This is a genomic window from Pseudoalteromonas sp. SCQQ13, from assembly GCF_015864415.1.
GTDB lineage: Bacteria > Pseudomonadota > Gammaproteobacteria > Enterobacterales > Alteromonadaceae > Pseudoalteromonas > Pseudoalteromonas nigrifaciens.
The window spans coordinates 1-15,217 of sequence record NZ_JADYXG010000020.1; the positions used below are offsets into that span (position 1 = coordinate 1).

The window sequence follows — 15,217 nt, forward strand, 5'->3', positions numbered from 1 at the left end:
AAGAGCAGGGCTAACTATTCCGATTCATCCCATCGACGCCGCTTCGCGTCGATCAATGGGTTTTCTCGGAAAATTTCGATAAAATAGCGAATAAATTGATGGCTTTGAGACAATACTAAAGAGGGAGTAGGAAAGTGGTGGAGCTAAGCAGGATCGAACTGCTGACCTCCTGCGTGCAAGGCAGGCGCTCTCCCAGCTGAGCTATAGCCCCACATTCCTAAATTTTACATATTACGTAAAAGCTTGATTGCTGATTCTCAAGCGGGACGAACTTTAAGATTTTTTATAAAATAGGTCAAGTATTTTTTCACTAATTTTACCGTTTAGATGAAATTTTGGTAGACTCAACAACAATATTCAGTAAAAAGACAATTAAAAATGAAAAAGTATGCCTTAGTACTGATGGTTTTGCTTGTTGGCTGTGCTAACTCAAGTGACGAGCAACCTTATGAAATAAATAATAAACAGTTTCATGAAAAACAAGATGAACAAGGAAATAAGCTATTTGCCTACGTAGTATCGGTAAAGGCTAAAAGCCGCCAGAACATTAATTTAGATAAAAAGTTTACCCGCAGTGACTTTGAGCGTTTTGCAGCGCAAGAGCATTTTGAAGAGTCGAGTGTTTTAAAATTGCAGTTAGAAGATCAAGCTGTTGAATTGTTAAATAAAGAGCTTGAAACACGCAACTATTGCCCCGCTAAGCATGAAATTAATGAGGTACTGTGGCGTGATTTAAGTGTGCAATTAAGAGGACGTTGTTTGTAGTATGTTAGCTGATAAAACAAAGTTAGCAGCGCTATTAGCGCAGTTAAATATTAATTATGAGGTGATAGAGCACCCACCATTACATGGCAGTTTAGATGCCGATGCCTTTATGGTGGAGCGCCCAGGTACACGACTTAAAAATTTATTTTTACGTGATAATGAAGGTAAGCGGCACTTTTTAGTTATAACCGCCCATGACAAGCAACTTGATTTAAAAGTATTGTCAAAACAACAAGGGTTATCGCGGTTAGGATTTGCCTCAAGCGAGCGTTTAGCGCGCTATTTAAAAGTAGCACCTGGGTGTGTATCTATGCTTAGCCTAATGAACGACAAGCAAAACGAAGTAAGCGTTTGGCTAGATCAAGATATTTGGCAAGGTGAGCTATTTCATTGTCATCCGTTTGAAAACACCCAAACCTGGTTACTTAATAAAGCAGACTTAGAGCAGTTTTTTAACTTTACTGAGCATCAGCCTCGCGTAGTATTTTTACCTTCAAGGTAAGCCCATATAACCAGCATCAAGCCGCATAGGCAAACAGCCAATAAAGCTGCCATAAATGCGGTTTGCCCATGATGCTGGTATATCAACCCTGGTAATAACGACCCAAGTGCACCGCCGCTGTAATAAAACGATACATACCCGCCATTAGTAACACTTGGTGGTGCTTTACTTATTTTATTAACTAAGGGAGCGGCAGTTGAGTGAATCACAAACATAGACCCGCAAAATAATGTAAATGCGGCTAAAAACACTATTAGCTGGTGGCTCATTAACATGACAATGCTAATACTGTAAAACAAAAATATAGCCGTTAATAAATGCCATGCAGAGGGCACTTTTTTAAGTAACCAAGGTGTTGTAATAGACGCTAAAGCGCCGATTAAATAACCACTGTAAACCAAGCCAATGTCGCGAGTATTAGTGATTAAAAAAGTATTTTGCAAAATAAAAGGTAAATAATTAAGTAAAGCGGCAAAGCAAAAAAACATACAAAATACCGCACCATACACTTTTAGCAGCGGCCCTTCACGCAGTTGTTTAATATAGTCTAGTGGTGAAAGTATTGATTTAACGTTATTACTTTTAAAGCGGGTATGGGGAATACTCCACGCAAGCAAAATGAGCATGGTGGCAATAAAATAATAAAAACTTTGCCAGTGCCATATATCGCTAAAAATAGCTGCCAGAACACGCCCAAAATAGCCGCCTACTATGGTGCTGCCAATGTAGATTGTCATATTTTTTTGCAGTGTATCGGCACTAAAACTCATGCCAATATAACTGGTCATGGCTGTTAATGCCGCTGGTAATATTAGGCCTTGTAAAAAGCGTACCAATAACAGCAGCTCAAAGGTGGGGGCGTAAACAAATAATAAACAGCATCCTCCCAATAACAACATAGCAATGCGTAATATAAATAAAGGATTACGTTTAGTTAAAAACAACCCATACACTAAAGGCGCAATAGCCAGTGGTAGCATAGCCGCAGTCATTAAGCTGCCAGCAACGGCGGGGGCAACACCAAACTCAACTGCAAATAGGCCAAGCAGTGGTTGTGGAGCGTAAAGTACAAAAAAAATAAATACAGAGCAAAGCAACAAATGAGGTAGGCGCATTATATAGCTTGGCGAGTAACTAATAGTTAAGTGGCAGTATATTAAAAATCCCTTGTGTTTGATAATCTAAAAACGAATACTTTAAGCGACTATTTGGTATGCCCATAAACAGTAATAAGTAATTGTTTACTAAAAGAGTCGCTATCTTTGCGCTAAATCATGGTGTTTTTATCGTCGTTTGTTAGATTAATGATGATAGCGCTGTTATTTGCCGGCATTGGTGATTAAAATAGTCTTAATATTAGTTTTTAGTGGAATAGAGCCATGGGGTCACTTCAAGAGCAATTGCTCCAAGCAGGATTAACAACATCGCATAAAGCTAAAGTTGCTAAATCAGAAAAGCGTAAGCAGCAAAAAAAGCAAAAAAAGGGTGCAACCAGTAACCCTAGCGATTTACAAAAGCATATTCAACAAACAAAACTTGAGCAGCAACAAAAAGCAGAAGAGCTTAACCAGGCACGCCAAGGTAGTTTAAAGCAGCGCGAGCAAAGTGCCCGTGTTAAACAAATTTTAGAACACCATAACCAAGAAGCAATACGTGGTGAGCGTACTTTTAACTTTACTTACGAAAACAAAGTAAAGAGCATTGAAGTAAACGAAAGAACGCAAAAAGCGTTATCGGGTGGTCGCTTAGCTATTTGTGTGCTCGAAGGCCGATTTTACGTATTAGAAGACGAACCAGCACGTAAAGTAGCTGAAGTAGATGAACATTATATTGTTTTTCATGTTGAGCCAGAAAGCAAAGTAAAAGATGAAGACGATCCATACGCCGATTTTGAAATACCAGATGATTTAACGTGGTAAATTTTAGTTAAGTGTAGACTCATTTAATTTTTGCTAAAGTTAACTTAAATGAGCTGTACATGTATTTGTTCTGATTGATCGTCAAATGCTATTAGTTACGTATGCTTTTTATAGTGTTGTTGACTACAATCACCAGAACAGTTTTTTAACCGTCAAAAAAGAAGAGTAAATACAATGAGCAAAATTAAAACACTTTTATTAGGCGCGGGTATTAGTTTAGCCGCAAGCTTGTCATTTAATGCAGCTGCTGCAGATGGTGCTGCACTTTACACTGCTAAAAACTGCCAAACGTGTCACGGCGCAGAAGGTAAGGCACCTATTATGGGCATGTACCCTAAATTAAATGGTCAAAATAAAGACTATTTAGTTGCACAAATGAAAGACATTAAATCAGGTGCGCGCAGTAATGGTATGTCTATGGCTATGAAAGCTATGGTAGCAACCGTAACAGATGAAGAGTTTGCTGCAATTGCTGATTACCTTGCAAACGTAAAATAATAAACGCAGTTAATTATTTTTATTAAAAAACAGCCACACCTAGTGTGGCTGTTTTATTTCCTGATTGCTATAACCTAAATACTAATTTAGACTTCTAAACATCTATTGCTATTGCGCAATTGATCTTATGTGTATTTAAAGGCTTATTATGTTTGATTTACCCCAGCTCGATTTAAAAAATAAAGTATCAGCACAAGAATGGCAGCTACGAGTTGATCTAGCCGCCTGTTATAGGTTGGTGGATCATTTTCGTTGGGGCGATTTAATTTACACGCATTTATCGGCGCGGATACCGGGCAGTGATCATTACTTAGTGAACGCCTTTGGTTTAACCTTTGATGAAATCAGCGCTTCTAACTTAGTTAAAGTAGATTTAAGCGGCAATATTATTGACGACACGCCATTTAATATTAATCCAGCTGGCTTTACTATTCATAGCGCAATTCACGAAGTACGCGACGATGCGCATTGTGTGATTCATTTGCACACGAAAGAAACCATAGCTGTTGCTACACAAAAAAATGGCTTATTGCCACTAAGTCAGTATTCCATGTTCTCTTTGCCGTCGCTTTCGTATCATGGTTACGAAGGGTTAGCGGTTAACGATGATGAACGAAAACGCTTACAAGATGATTTAGGCAATACTAACCATATGTTGTTAGTTAACCACGGTGGCTTAACGGTGGGGCCAACGGTGGGCGATGCTTTTATGCGCTTTTATGATTTACAGCGGGCCTGTGAAATACAGCTCGCTATTCAAGCCAGTTCGCAGCAGGCTATTAGCGTCCCGCAGCCTATAATCGACAATATTTATAATCAAGCAAATGTAGTGCACAGTGGTAGTACTGGCGGGCAGTTAGCGTGGCCAGCTATGCTGCGCAAAGCGTACCGACTTGATCCTAGTTTTGCAAAATAACCATTTAAAGGTTAATAAGGAATATTCATGAAAGTAAATCGCGTTGAAGTGTTTGATATTCATTGCCCAGATCGTCCTGCTTGGACTCCAGTATTTGTACGTATTCATACTGATGAAGGCATTAGTGGTGTGGGTGAAGCGGGCCTTGCATACGATTTAGGCCACAGCGCTGCTGCCGCTATGATCAAAGAAATGGCCGATGCATTTTTAATTGGCCACGACCCATTTCAAACCGAAAAGCTTTGGTCGCGTATGTTACGTGAAAGCTTTTGGGGTTTAGGTGGTGGGCCTGTTGTATATGCTGCAATGAGTGCGATTGATACTGCTCTGTGGGATATTAAAGGTAAAGCACTGGGTGTACCTGTGTATCAACTACTTGGTGGTAAGGTTAACGATAAATTACGCACTTATGCATCGCAACTACAGTTTGACTGGGATAGCGAGTTTAAAGCATTAGTGCAGCCACAAGAATACGCCGAAGCGGCTTTAAAAGCGGTTGCCGAGGGTTACGATGCAGTAAAAGTAGACCCAATTCAGTACGATAAAGACGGCAATACTTACTACGATCGCACTAATATTATTTCCCGCGCTGAAATGAAGTTGTACCGTGCGCGTATGCAAGCGATTCGTGAAGCGGTAGGCGACGAAGTTGATATTATTTTTGAATGCCATAGCTTACCAGGGGTGACTTCGGCAATTCAATTGGGCGAAATAGCGAAAGAATTCGATTGCATGTTTTTTGAAGAACCCGTTAACTATTTAAACCATTCATTGCATGCCAAAGTGGCTGATAAAGTGGCCGTGCCAATTGCTGGTGGTGAACGCTTGTATAACCGCTGGGGTGTACGCCCATACTTAGAAGATCAAAGTATTAATGTATTGCAACCCGATATTGGTTTATGTGGTGGTTTTACCGAAACGAAAAAAGTGTGTGACTACGCCGATATTTTTGATGTGCGCATTCAAGCGCATGTATGCGGCGGGCCAGTAGCGACTGCAGCTTCACTGCATTTAGAAACAGCCATTCCTAACTTTTTAATTCATGAGCATCATACTTATGCGATTAAAAAATGGAACCGTGAGTTATGTCTGCAAGATCCTCAACCTAAAAATGGCTTTTTTCAAGTGTCGGAAGAGCCTGGTATTGGTATTGAATTAAACGATGAGATTGTAATGCGCTCGCAGCGTGTAGAAATTAAATAGTTTTATCATATAGATTAAAAAGCCGCGTAGTGATAGCTCACTACGCGGCTTTTGCTATTTGGCGTTATTGTTATAGCTGATTAATTTTACACTGCACGCCTTTTAACTGCTGCGTTGCTTTGCTATCAAGATGGCGAACAAAGCATTGCTTGCCTTTAATCATTAACTCAAACTGGTCGGGCATATTAAGCTGCTTACCCATAATAGGATTACCCATAGAGTCTTTATGGTTGAGTTTATCGAGCGTCACAGTACTGTTAGTAGTAAATACATCATCGGCTAATTGCACTTGTGAGCTATGCAGCAAGCTGGCAATAGCATTAGCTACTGCTATGCTATTAGGTGTTACTAATAGCGCATGCTGCAGCTTAGGAGTTGGCTCAGCGCTTTGTGCTAAGCAGCCGCTGAGTGCGGTTGTTATAAATGCGATTACTGTAAGTCGGCGTACTTTCATGGTTTATCTCATGTTATCGCTAAGAATAGTATTTTGCTCAAGCAAGGTTTGAATTCGCGTATCTTTTACTTCAGGCGAATCAGTTGTAATAGCAGGTGCAAAACCTTGTTTACTGTTTATGGAGCTTGGCGCAGGGCAGCTACCGGTATTTCGATAGTTAAGCGCTGTTTTAAGCAGTGCTTCATTGGCATTACCTAATGGCTGAGAAAAGTCATCGGCAAGCGCACAACCATTTAATAATACGGGTTGAAAAGCGTTATCAATAGTGTTTTTTGGCGCAAAGCCATCAGCATACTCGCCAAAACCTTTATTATTTATACCGCTAAACTGAATGGTAAAATAGGTGGTTGCGCAGTTATCGGTAGGATAAAAGCCATAAGGCTTGCCACAGGTACCAGAGCCTATCTGGATCACTTCAATGTCGGCGCCGCGCAGACCATTAATAATGGCTTCGCTTGCTGAACAGGTGCTGCTAGTCGTGAGAACAAATACGCGGTTTAGGTTTAATGTTGGCAGTGCGCTACCGGGCACAGTTGCAGGGTTATCAGCAAATCCCACAAACTGATTAGTAAACGGCATTGGGCTAAGTGTTTGCCCAGTTACCGGGTTGGTATTTGGATTTTTATCGTTAAAAACAGTACGCTCAAACACTTTTCCTTGGGTGTTCGCGCGGCCCGCAATCATATAGGCTACTTGGCTGGCCATTTGTAAAAAGCCGCCGCCGTTATAGCGTACGTCAATCACTAAGTCTTTAATATTACTTGCTGCAAATTGGTTAAATGCATTGTAGAGCTGATCTTCAGCAATCGCATTATGGCTATTAAACTGAAAATAACCCACATCGCCATCGGCTAAGTCGGTACGCACATTGACTACCGGTTGCGAGGTAATATTTTGCGAGGTGAGTGTTACGGTACGGTTTTGGTTAGTATTTATGTCTTTAAATACAAACTCGGTCGTTTTACCTGTTTGCTCAGGAAACAAACTTGCACTAATAAGAGCAACTTCACTGCTGGAAGTCGTATTTACAAAATCAATGCCATCTACTGCAACAAGTTCAAAGCCACGAGCAAGGTTTTGATTACTCGCAGGTGTATTTGGCTCGGTATAGCTAATAACGGCTTGGCGTGGCGCGCTGCTAGCAAGTATTTTTATATTAAAGCCATAGCCATAGGTTACCCCTGATTGACTTTGGCGCTGCCACTCATCGGTAGGTAAGTTAAAGTGGTAGTTATCTTTTTTAGCGCCTGAATCGGTCAGTTCATTGGTTTTTAAGGTGTTAAAATAAGCAACTACGCCGCTTGTAAGCGCTGGATCGGTATCTATTATCTCATCGTACCAAAGGTAGGTTTCGTTACTCCACGAACGCAGCCAGTTTTTTTCATTACTTGCTTGGCATTGTCCTTTAAATTGGCTGGCACTGGCAAATACCCCTGCGCTCCAGCTATTGGTATTGCTATTAGGAGTAAGGCCCTCGCTATCGCTACCGCCGCCACACCCAGATAAAACGCTAAGCAGTGCTAAGGAAGCGAGTGTTGTTGTTTTTTTGTCACGAATTTTAGAGTGCATATAAGAAGCTCTATTTTTAAACGATTAATTTAAATATAGCGGCTTTTATTTAGAGTTGATAGCAGTGTTTAGCGTTTTTATAGCTTAATTGCTGCCAAAGTGCTTGGTTACTACATAAGTTAAAGTGTGCCTGCCATAAGTCGTTATATTGGGTATTGATTTGGCAAACGGGGAAGTTACTCGCAAACATTATTCTTTGCTCGCCAAAGTGTTGCAAAATAATATTAAAGCACTGTGCTTGCTGCCCGCTATTGAGCTTAAGTAACTCAAATCCCGAAAACTTAATTGCAATGTTATGGTACTTGGCGAGTAATTTAATGCCTTGCTGCCACGCTGGCATATTGTGGGGTAAACCTGCGTGATTAAGTATAATTTGTAACTGTGGAAACTGTTTGGCGTATTGAGCAATTTGCTTAACTATAATATGGTTTTCAAGCTCAAACTGGGCTTCAAAATGTAATTTTAACTGCTGTAACGTTTCAAAGTTATTGTAGCAATTACTGCTGAGCAAACGTTTGGCGTCATCACCTTGGGTAATATCTCTAATGCCCGCTAAGCTTGGATGGGAAAGGTTACTGAGCGCATGGCTAAATAGCTGATTGCTTTGATCAATCTGGGCAAAACTAACGGCTTTGTAAGTAATGCCAGCCAAGTGCTTGGTGAGCCAGTTAAGCTCGTTTATAGGTGCGCTGTTATCAAACCCCGCTTCAATATGCACTAAGCCTGCAAGTTTAAAGTCGCAATCTTGCATTAATTGCGCAGCACTGATCGGCTGCTTTATTTTGTCTAAGTTAGGCCATGGCGGCGGGTTAGCGCCTTGTAACCAAGTATATTGCCCCTCAAGTAGATTAAAAAAATGCACATGGGGGTCAATAATAGCACTACTCATTGCGCTGTATAACCACCGTCAATACTTTGCAAGCTACCGGTGATAAAGCTTGCATCATCGCTGACTAAAAAATTCACTAAAGCGGCTACTTCATCAGCTTGGCCTAAACGGTTAAGTGGCTGCAATGCCGCCTCTTCGGCTACTGTTTGTGCTTTATTGGCACCACTGTTTTTACAGTAAGCGTCTATGGCGTTATGAAATAACGGTGTTTCTATAGTGCCAGGGCACACGGCATTAGCCCTAATATTAAAACTCGCGTAATCAAGCGCGGTGGTTTTTGCCATAGAAGCAAGGGCGTGTTTAGTCAGGTTATAAGCAAATGAATTTTGTTTACCTATAATTGCCTGATCTGAGGCTATAAGCACAATAGCGCCGTTGTTTTGGGTTTTCATTATTGGTAATACACTTTGCACTGCCGCATACGCGCCTTTTACATTAAGCGCAAATAGTGCATCGAGAGTTTGCTCATCGGTACTTTCTATGTTGGCGCTTAAATGTTTTCCTGCATTAGAAACAAGTACATCAATGCGCTGCGTTTGCTCAACTATGGCATTAATACAACGACGTACAACAGTGACATCGCTTACATCACAATGATGAAACTCACCAAAGTTACTTGGTGTTATATCAAGGTTATGTACTTCATAGCCGCTTGCTAGTAAGCGTTGTACTACCGCTAAACCAACACCTTTGGTGCCGCCGGTAACAATAGCCACTTTTGACATACTTGCTCCTTTATTTGTTATTACTTTTAATTAGTGAGAGTGACCACATCCGCCTGCTGCATGCACATGGCCGTGCGATACTTCTTCGCTGGTGGCTTCACGTACCGACACTACTTCAACATCAAAAGTCAGTGTTTTACCTGCAAATGGATGATTTAAATCACAATCGGCATTAAAGCGGCCTACTTTAATAATAGTTACCTGATGACGACCTTGATCCGAGCTTACCATTGCGGTCATGCCTGGTTTCCATACTTTAACTTTGCTTTGTGTTTGTAAATGCTTTAACGGAATGCGTTGTACTAAGTTATCAACACGTTCGCCGTATGACTCGCTTGGCGCTAATGTAACGCTAAACTTTTCGCCAGCGGCTTTGCCTTCCAGCGCATTTTCTAAACCAGGAAGCATGCCTTCGCTGCCATGAATATAAGTAAGAGGCGCTTCGTTAGTGCTGGTTTCTATTTGCTCACCGGCTTCGCTAAGGGTGTAATGAAATTCAACGGCTGAATTTTTACTAATTTGCATGCTTATCTCTTTAAATTTTGACTGTATTAGTTAGAGCGTAATTTTACGCGAAATATGTTTTTTTAGAAACTTAACGTGGCTGATTTAATGTTTTTTGTAGATCTAACAATAAATCTTTTTTAATTGTTGTTACTTGAGGCTTTTCGGCTTGAGGAATAAATAACACTAATTGAATACCTGGTTTGAGCATACTCGACGCCGACAGTTTATTCCATTTAGCTAGGTCACTATGCGGCACATTGTAAAGCTGACTAATGCTCCACAAGGTATCGCCTGGTTGCACTTCATAGTCTATTTCGAGTGTTGCAATTACCACTTCTTGATGCTCAAGGTAGGGGCTAATTTTATAATCAATAGTCAATGATTCCGGAAGTGTTTTGGGCTGGCCAACAAGTAATTTTTCACCAATGCCAATTAAGTTGTTTTGTTTATTATTAAGTTGCTTTAAGGTACTTAAAGGCATGCCAAAGCGCCTAGCAATACTGTAAAGCGTATCGTTTTGTTTAACTATGTACTCTCCAGCAAAGTTAGTTTTAAAAAACGAGCTGTTTAATAGTGCCTGTTGCTCAATTGGCAGTAATAACGTATGCGGACCATTGGGTGAACTTTGATTTTTTAAATACCCTTGATTAAGTGCATGTAGCTGCTTAGAGCCTACTCCAGAGAGCTTGGCAATGATTGAAAAATCAAATTGTTGGCCTACATTCATATGGGTGGTCAATGCTTTGTAAGCGAGCTTTGGGCGTTTAAAACCTTGTTGCGGGTGTTTAACTAAGTAGCTTAGTGCCAGTAACTTGGGTACATAATCGGCGGTTTCTTGAGGTAATTTTAGCGACCAGTAATCAGTGCTTTTACCGTGCTTTTTATTTTGTTTAATCGCGCGTTTAACTCGCCCTTCACCGCTATTATAAGCGGCGAGAGCGTGCAGCCAATTGCCATCAAAGCGTTTATATAAGTAACTTAAATACGCCAGTGCTGCGTCGGTGGCGGCAAGTACATCTTGGCGGCCGTCATACCATTGATCAGACTTAACCCCAAAATGATGTGCAGTTGCTCCTACCAGTTGCCATACGCCAACGGCTTGCTGCGATGAGTGTGCAGTGGGTCTAAATCCGCTCTCTACAAAAGGCAGCAGTGCTAACTCTATTGGTAGTTGCTGTTGTTCTACCTTTTTTACAATATGGTATAAATACGGAGCGGCTCGTTTGCTCATAACTTGCAGGTAATCGGGTTGCTGCAAATACCAATTAATACGCTTTTTCAGCGCTTTATTTTGCTCAATAGGAAAATGCAGATTATTAGCGATATGCTGCCATAAGTCAGTTGTTTTGGCCGGTGGCTTTATTATTTTATTTTTTGTATTTTTAGGCGGCGTTATGCGTAAGTTAGTTTTTGTGCTTTGCGGTGTTTTTAATTCACTAGGGGCGCTGTAACTTGGCTTAAAGTGAGTAAATATTTGCGGTGCTTCTATAGGCTCTGGCTTGGTGGTTTCACAGCCAAATAAAAAAACACCTAAACAAGCTAAAGCCAAACTGCGCATAACATTCACTTCTATTAAAATCCTTTTACTATTTTAACACAGTCCGTTGTGTTGAGTTATTTTGCGTTTATCGCGCGAATTAATCCTGCTTGTAAAAATAAATTACTCGACTTGGCATTAAGCGACTCTTGCATGTAGGGTTTAATCGCGACATCAGGAAATGACAGCATTAATTGCTCTATTGTTTGCCCACTATTATTAGCTACATGCTCTGTAATGGCGGTTAAAAATGCGTGCGACTGCTGCAGTTGCGACTTATTAGTTAGTTCACCATGACCAGGAATTATAGTTTTTAGCACTGAGTCATTAATATATTGTTGTAGCAGTGCGCGCCAGCTGCTTAGCTCGCCGTGGCCAGGGTAGGGAAGCCAGTCAACAATATCTCCACCAATCAAAGTGCTGCCACTGTTAGTTGTAATGGTTAAATCGCCATTGGTATGTGCTTGATGGGCGTTTAAAGTAATTTCAAAATTGCCTAAGTCTAATGTTTTATTGGTGTTTATGCTTATTTCAGGTGCATTGAGTTGATATTTTTGCCAGCGGAATAGGCGCTGTTTAGCGCGTTCTAACTTTGTACGCCACTGCGCTTGCTCATTTTCGGGGAGTGTTGCTAAGCGTTGGTAGCTAAGCTCAATGCTTTTTTCGAATCCTTCTAGCTTATCGTTAAATGCTTGCTGATAAAGGGCAAAGTCAGTTTTTACTTGCTGATGGGTAATTAATTGCGCATCGGGGTAAAAGTGCTGCATTACAGCCATCCCTAGCAAATGATCGTCATGAAAATGAGTGGCCACTAAGTAACACAAAGGTGTTGTTAAGTGCTTTTTTAAATCGCTAGCAAGTTGTTCTACTGCAGCAAAGTTGCCGCTGGTATCTACTAACAGTGCGCATTTACTACCTTCAATTAATACTTGGTTTGAGTCGTAAAAACGTAGTTTATGCTGTTGTTTTAAAAATTGAATATTGGGACTTATTTTCTCCCACGTAACATCGGCGTTAGCATTGGCTGCAAAATAAAAAGAGTTAAGCAGTAGTAGGTACTTACTTAATTTAAATAAACGCAGGGCTGACTTCATATAACGCTCTCTATTATGGTTTAAAAGCTGCGTAATAAATAAAAGCGCTCTAGGCGCTTTTATTTATTATGTTTAGAGTCATTTGATAAGTGCTGACTCAACTTATCAATGAGTTGATCTTGGTGTTGCAGATCAACGGCTTTTATAGTCTTTGCTTCTAGCAATTCGTGGCTTAAATTTAAGGCTGCCATAAGTAGGGCATTTTGCTCATTTTTAACAGTAGAGCGTTGTTTCATTTGCTCAACTAAATCATTGAGATTTTTAGCTGCCGCTTTAAGTGCCTCTTCTTGCCCAGGTGGGCAAGCAAATTGCTGCTCTTTACCAAGCAATTCAACAGTGACTCGCTGGTTTTGCAGCTCAGACATTAGCTAGCCTGTTGTGCGCTTTGTAACTTATCAAGCAGGCCAGATAAAGTAGTGCTGGCATCTTTTTGCTTTTCTTCGTTTTCAAGGGCTTCTAATTGCAAAAGCTCGTTGTCGTCAGCGAGTTTACTATTTTGTTCTTTTAAATTAGAAACATCAGCTTGTAATTGATTATTACGCTGAATTAATTGGTCGATCAGTTGTTCGAGTTGTTGAAGAGTGTTGTTATTCATAAAGGCGCTCATATAACTGTAATTAAGGTAATGCAAATGTAAAGCAAAGTTTGTTTATTTACCAGCATTTACGCTGGTTTTAGCTGATTTTTATTCTCTGTTAAGGGATAATTCAGTGTATTGGCTTTTTCATTCAGAAATGGTTCATTTTAATGGCCGCTTATCAGGGGATAGGTTGTCAAAGTACAGTGCTTATGGTTCACTGTTTTTATTAAATAGCGTATGGCGAAAATAAATAATGCTTAGTTACAGACACTCATTTCATGCCGGAAACCCTGCCGATGTACTTAAACATTTAGTGTTAGCACAAGTGTTAGGTTACCAAACTTTAAAAGATAAGCCACTGGATTATATAGACACTCATTCGGGTGCGGGCTTTTTCGAATTAGCAGCGGCCGATGCACAAAAAACACAAGAGTATCAAGACGGCATTGAAAAACTGTGGCAACACACTAGTAAACACTCAGCTTTAAACGACTACATTGCACTGATCAAATCGTTTAACCAAACAGCCAATTTAGAGTTTTATCCGGGTTCGCCAAAAATTGCGGAACACTTTTTACGCCGCCAAGATAAAGGCTGGTTTTTTGAGCTGCACCCACGTGATTTGTTATTACTAGAGGAGAACATGCAAGGGAAGCGTTCGATTCGAGTACGTGGCGAAAATGGTTTTGCTGGTTTGGTTGGCTTATTACCCCCTGCATCGCGTAGAGCCTGCGTGTTAATAGACCCACCTTATGAAGTCAAAGACGATTACGACACTGTTATTACTACGTTGATGCAAGCGTACCAGCGCTTTGCTACCGGCACATACATGATTTGGTATCCTGTTGTTGACCGTAGCCGCATTGAAAACATGGAGCAAGACCTAATTGACTCTGGCATGCGTAATATTCAATTATTTGAGCTAGCTACCAAAGCCGATACCGACGTGCATGGCATGACTGCCTCGGGGATGATAGTAATTAATCCACCGTGGAAATTAAAACAGGTTATGGATGAGGTGTTGCCAGAGCTGGTGAGTATATTGAGTGAATCAAGTGGTTTTTATCGCAGCGAGCAGTTAGTCGCAGAGTAACCCACATAGCAAAATGCCCAGTTAAACTGGGCATTTTAATTATTACTGCAGTTATTTTAGTTAAAGTAAACGGCTTTAAAGGTAGCTAGTTGCTCACCTTTTTCATCTTTTAAGCTCAACGATTCGCCATTAACTTGCCACTGCGCAGCTTTACTTAGCATGCTAGACATTGCAGCTTCTTGATCCATGTTTTCATGACACATTTTTTGCGTTGCCGCTATGTGATCAAAAGTCACCGTTTGCTCATTAACTTCATAACCACCGTTAAAGTTATTGCAGCCTAAAAATCCATGCACTTTGCCATCATTACTAAATTGAATGAAAGGTTCTTTTGTTGTAACCGTAACATTATCGCCAGCTAAAGTGATTGCTTTCCAATATGTATTTGCTAAATCAACATCTGGTTTTTGATCTACTTTTGTAACCACAATTTTGTACGGGCTGGTTTGTGCATCTGCTGCGAATGGGTTGTTATTGCTTGTGCTGGTGTAGAGTAGCTCACCATTATTTTCAATACGTGCACTAACGCTGTAGCTAAGTGCTTTATTAATTTTGTTAGTGTCGTAGGCAAGCTCTACTGTATAAGGAGGACCACCATTTAAATCAATAACCTGCTGGCTAATAACGGTTGCTTTAATATCCATTTTAGATACATCGGCAAGTGTTACTGTTAGCTGTGAATTAGGCGCCAACATGCTGCGATCAAGGTAACTAACTTCAGTTGTTAGCGTTGCTGTTGACTCTGCCTGTGTTGCCTGTGCAGTGTTCTTTGCATCATCACATCCAGATAATACCAATGCGCCACTGGCTAAGAAGCTGATCCCTGCTACCGATTTTAAAATTGAACTTGGCTTACGTTTAAACATCGTTGTTCCTTTAATACTAAATTAGATGATTTTAAATGATGATAGTGCTTAGTTACTTAATCAAGGCTTAATTGAGGAGTAAAAGTTTGGCTTAGTGATT

At 40.5% G+C, this 15,217-nt stretch carries 18 protein-coding genes and 1 tRNA gene; 7 read left to right on the forward strand and 12 right to left on the reverse strand.

Annotated features, from left to right (window positions below; translation table 11 throughout):
- Nucleotides 1-135: 135 nt before the first annotated feature.
- A tRNA-Ala gene (locus I6F41_RS14605) sits at nucleotides 136-211 on the reverse strand.
- A 167-nt stretch (nucleotides 212-378) separates the two neighbouring features.
- On the opposite strand from I6F41_RS14605, the gene I6F41_RS14610 reads away from it, so the two are divergent.
- Both I6F41_RS14610 and I6F41_RS14615 read left to right on the forward strand, forming a co-directional pair.
- Nucleotides 379-765 carry a hypothetical protein gene (locus I6F41_RS14610; protein ID WP_197108685.1) on the forward strand — a complete coding sequence of 129 codons (387 nt, stop codon included), beginning with the start codon at nucleotides 379-381 and terminating at the stop codon, nucleotides 763-765.
- Between the two features lies 1 nt (nucleotide 766).
- Nucleotides 767-1,267 carry a prolyl-tRNA synthetase associated domain-containing protein gene (locus I6F41_RS14615; protein ID WP_011326995.1) on the forward strand — a complete coding sequence of 167 codons (501 nt, stop codon included), beginning with the start codon at nucleotides 767-769 and terminating at the stop codon, nucleotides 1,265-1,267.
- Here I6F41_RS14615 and I6F41_RS14620 read toward each other — a convergent pair.
- Nucleotides 1,234-2,382 (reverse strand): MFS transporter, encoded by a 1,149-nt coding sequence (locus tag I6F41_RS14620; RefSeq protein ID WP_197108686.1) that lies wholly within the window; start codon nucleotides 2,380-2,382, stop codon nucleotides 1,234-1,236. The genes I6F41_RS14615 and I6F41_RS14620 overlap by 34 nt on opposite strands.
- Before the next feature lie 264 nt (nucleotides 2,383-2,646).
- Here I6F41_RS14620 and I6F41_RS14625 point away from each other — a divergent pair, with 264 nt between their 5' ends.
- The 4 genes from I6F41_RS14625 (at nucleotide 2,647) to I6F41_RS14640 (ending at nucleotide 5,803) form a co-directional block, all read left to right on the forward strand.
- The gene (locus I6F41_RS14625) at nucleotides 2,647-3,186 is read left to right on the forward strand and encodes a DUF2058 domain-containing protein (RefSeq protein ID WP_011326997.1); all 540 of its coding nucleotides are present in this window, start codon (nucleotides 2,647-2,649) and stop codon (nucleotides 3,184-3,186) included.
- Nucleotides 3,187-3,360: 174 nt separating this feature from the next.
- On the forward strand, nucleotides 3,361-3,684 hold the full coding sequence (locus tag I6F41_RS14630) for a c-type cytochrome (protein ID WP_011326998.1): 324 nt from the start codon (nucleotides 3,361-3,363) through the stop codon (nucleotides 3,682-3,684).
- 148 nt (nucleotides 3,685-3,832) lie between these two features.
- Nucleotides 3,833-4,600, forward strand: coding sequence for a class II aldolase/adducin family protein (locus tag I6F41_RS14635; RefSeq protein WP_011326999.1), 768 nt, complete (start codon nucleotides 3,833-3,835; stop codon nucleotides 4,598-4,600).
- A 27-nt stretch (nucleotides 4,601-4,627) separates the two neighbouring features.
- On the forward strand, nucleotides 4,628-5,803 hold the full coding sequence (locus I6F41_RS14640; RefSeq protein ID WP_011327000.1) for a mandelate racemase/muconate lactonizing enzyme family protein: 1,176 nt from the start codon (nucleotides 4,628-4,630) through the stop codon (nucleotides 5,801-5,803).
- Nucleotides 5,804-5,873: 70 nt separating this feature from the next.
- Here the strand turns inward: I6F41_RS14640 and I6F41_RS14645 are convergent, their stop codons facing one another.
- From I6F41_RS14645 to I6F41_RS14685, 9 genes are all read right to left on the reverse strand, one after another.
- A complete protein-coding gene (locus I6F41_RS14645; RefSeq protein WP_011327001.1) occupies nucleotides 5,874-6,257 on the reverse strand; it encodes a hypothetical protein in 384 nt (127 codons plus the stop codon).
- A gap of 3 nt (nucleotides 6,258-6,260) precedes the next feature.
- A complete protein-coding gene (locus tag I6F41_RS14650) occupies nucleotides 6,261-7,826 on the reverse strand; it encodes a S41 family peptidase (RefSeq protein ID WP_011327002.1) in 1,566 nt (521 codons plus the stop codon).
- A gap of 49 nt (nucleotides 7,827-7,875) precedes the next feature.
- Nucleotides 7,876-8,715 (reverse strand): amidohydrolase family protein, encoded by an 840-nt coding sequence (locus tag I6F41_RS14655; protein WP_179807607.1) that lies wholly within the window; start codon nucleotides 8,713-8,715, stop codon nucleotides 7,876-7,878.
- Nucleotides 8,712-9,440 carry an SDR family NAD(P)-dependent oxidoreductase gene (locus I6F41_RS14660; RefSeq protein ID WP_197108687.1) on the reverse strand — a complete coding sequence of 243 codons (729 nt, stop codon included), beginning with the start codon at nucleotides 9,438-9,440 and terminating at the stop codon, nucleotides 8,712-8,714. Before I6F41_RS14660 ends, I6F41_RS14655 begins: the two co-directional genes overlap by 4 nt.
- A 30-nt stretch (nucleotides 9,441-9,470) precedes the next feature.
- A complete protein-coding gene (locus I6F41_RS14665; RefSeq protein WP_011327005.1) occupies nucleotides 9,471-9,965 on the reverse strand; it encodes an FKBP-type peptidyl-prolyl cis-trans isomerase in 495 nt (164 codons plus the stop codon).
- A gap of 70 nt (nucleotides 9,966-10,035) precedes the next feature.
- Nucleotides 10,036-11,505, reverse strand: coding sequence for a transglycosylase SLT domain-containing protein (locus tag I6F41_RS14670; protein ID WP_197108688.1), 1,470 nt, complete (start codon nucleotides 11,503-11,505; stop codon nucleotides 10,036-10,038).
- A 56-nt stretch (nucleotides 11,506-11,561) separates the two neighbouring features.
- A complete protein-coding gene (locus tag I6F41_RS14675; RefSeq protein WP_011327007.1) occupies nucleotides 11,562-12,578 on the reverse strand; it encodes an MBL fold metallo-hydrolase in 1,017 nt (338 codons plus the stop codon).
- Nucleotides 12,579-12,637: 59 nt separating this feature from the next.
- Entirely contained in the window at nucleotides 12,638-12,943 is a 306-nt protein-coding gene (locus I6F41_RS14680) for a cell division protein ZapA (protein ID WP_011327008.1), read from the reverse strand.
- On the reverse strand, nucleotides 12,943-13,173 hold the full coding sequence (locus I6F41_RS14685) for a cell division protein ZapB (RefSeq protein ID WP_011327009.1): 231 nt from the start codon (nucleotides 13,171-13,173) through the stop codon (nucleotides 12,943-12,945). Before I6F41_RS14685 ends, I6F41_RS14680 begins: the two co-directional genes overlap by 1 nt.
- 238 nt (nucleotides 13,174-13,411) lie before the next feature.
- Between I6F41_RS14685 and I6F41_RS14690 the strand changes: the two genes are divergently transcribed.
- The gene (locus I6F41_RS14690) at nucleotides 13,412-14,251 is read left to right on the forward strand and encodes a 23S rRNA (adenine(2030)-N(6))-methyltransferase RlmJ (RefSeq protein ID WP_197108689.1); all 840 of its coding nucleotides are present in this window, start codon (nucleotides 13,412-13,414) and stop codon (nucleotides 14,249-14,251) included.
- Between the two features lie 56 nt (nucleotides 14,252-14,307).
- Here the strand turns inward: I6F41_RS14690 and I6F41_RS14695 are convergent, their stop codons facing one another.
- Nucleotides 14,308-15,117 (reverse strand): META domain-containing protein, encoded by an 810-nt coding sequence (locus tag I6F41_RS14695; protein ID WP_011327012.1) that lies wholly within the window; start codon nucleotides 15,115-15,117, stop codon nucleotides 14,308-14,310.
- Nucleotides 15,118-15,217: the final 100 nt, after the last annotated feature.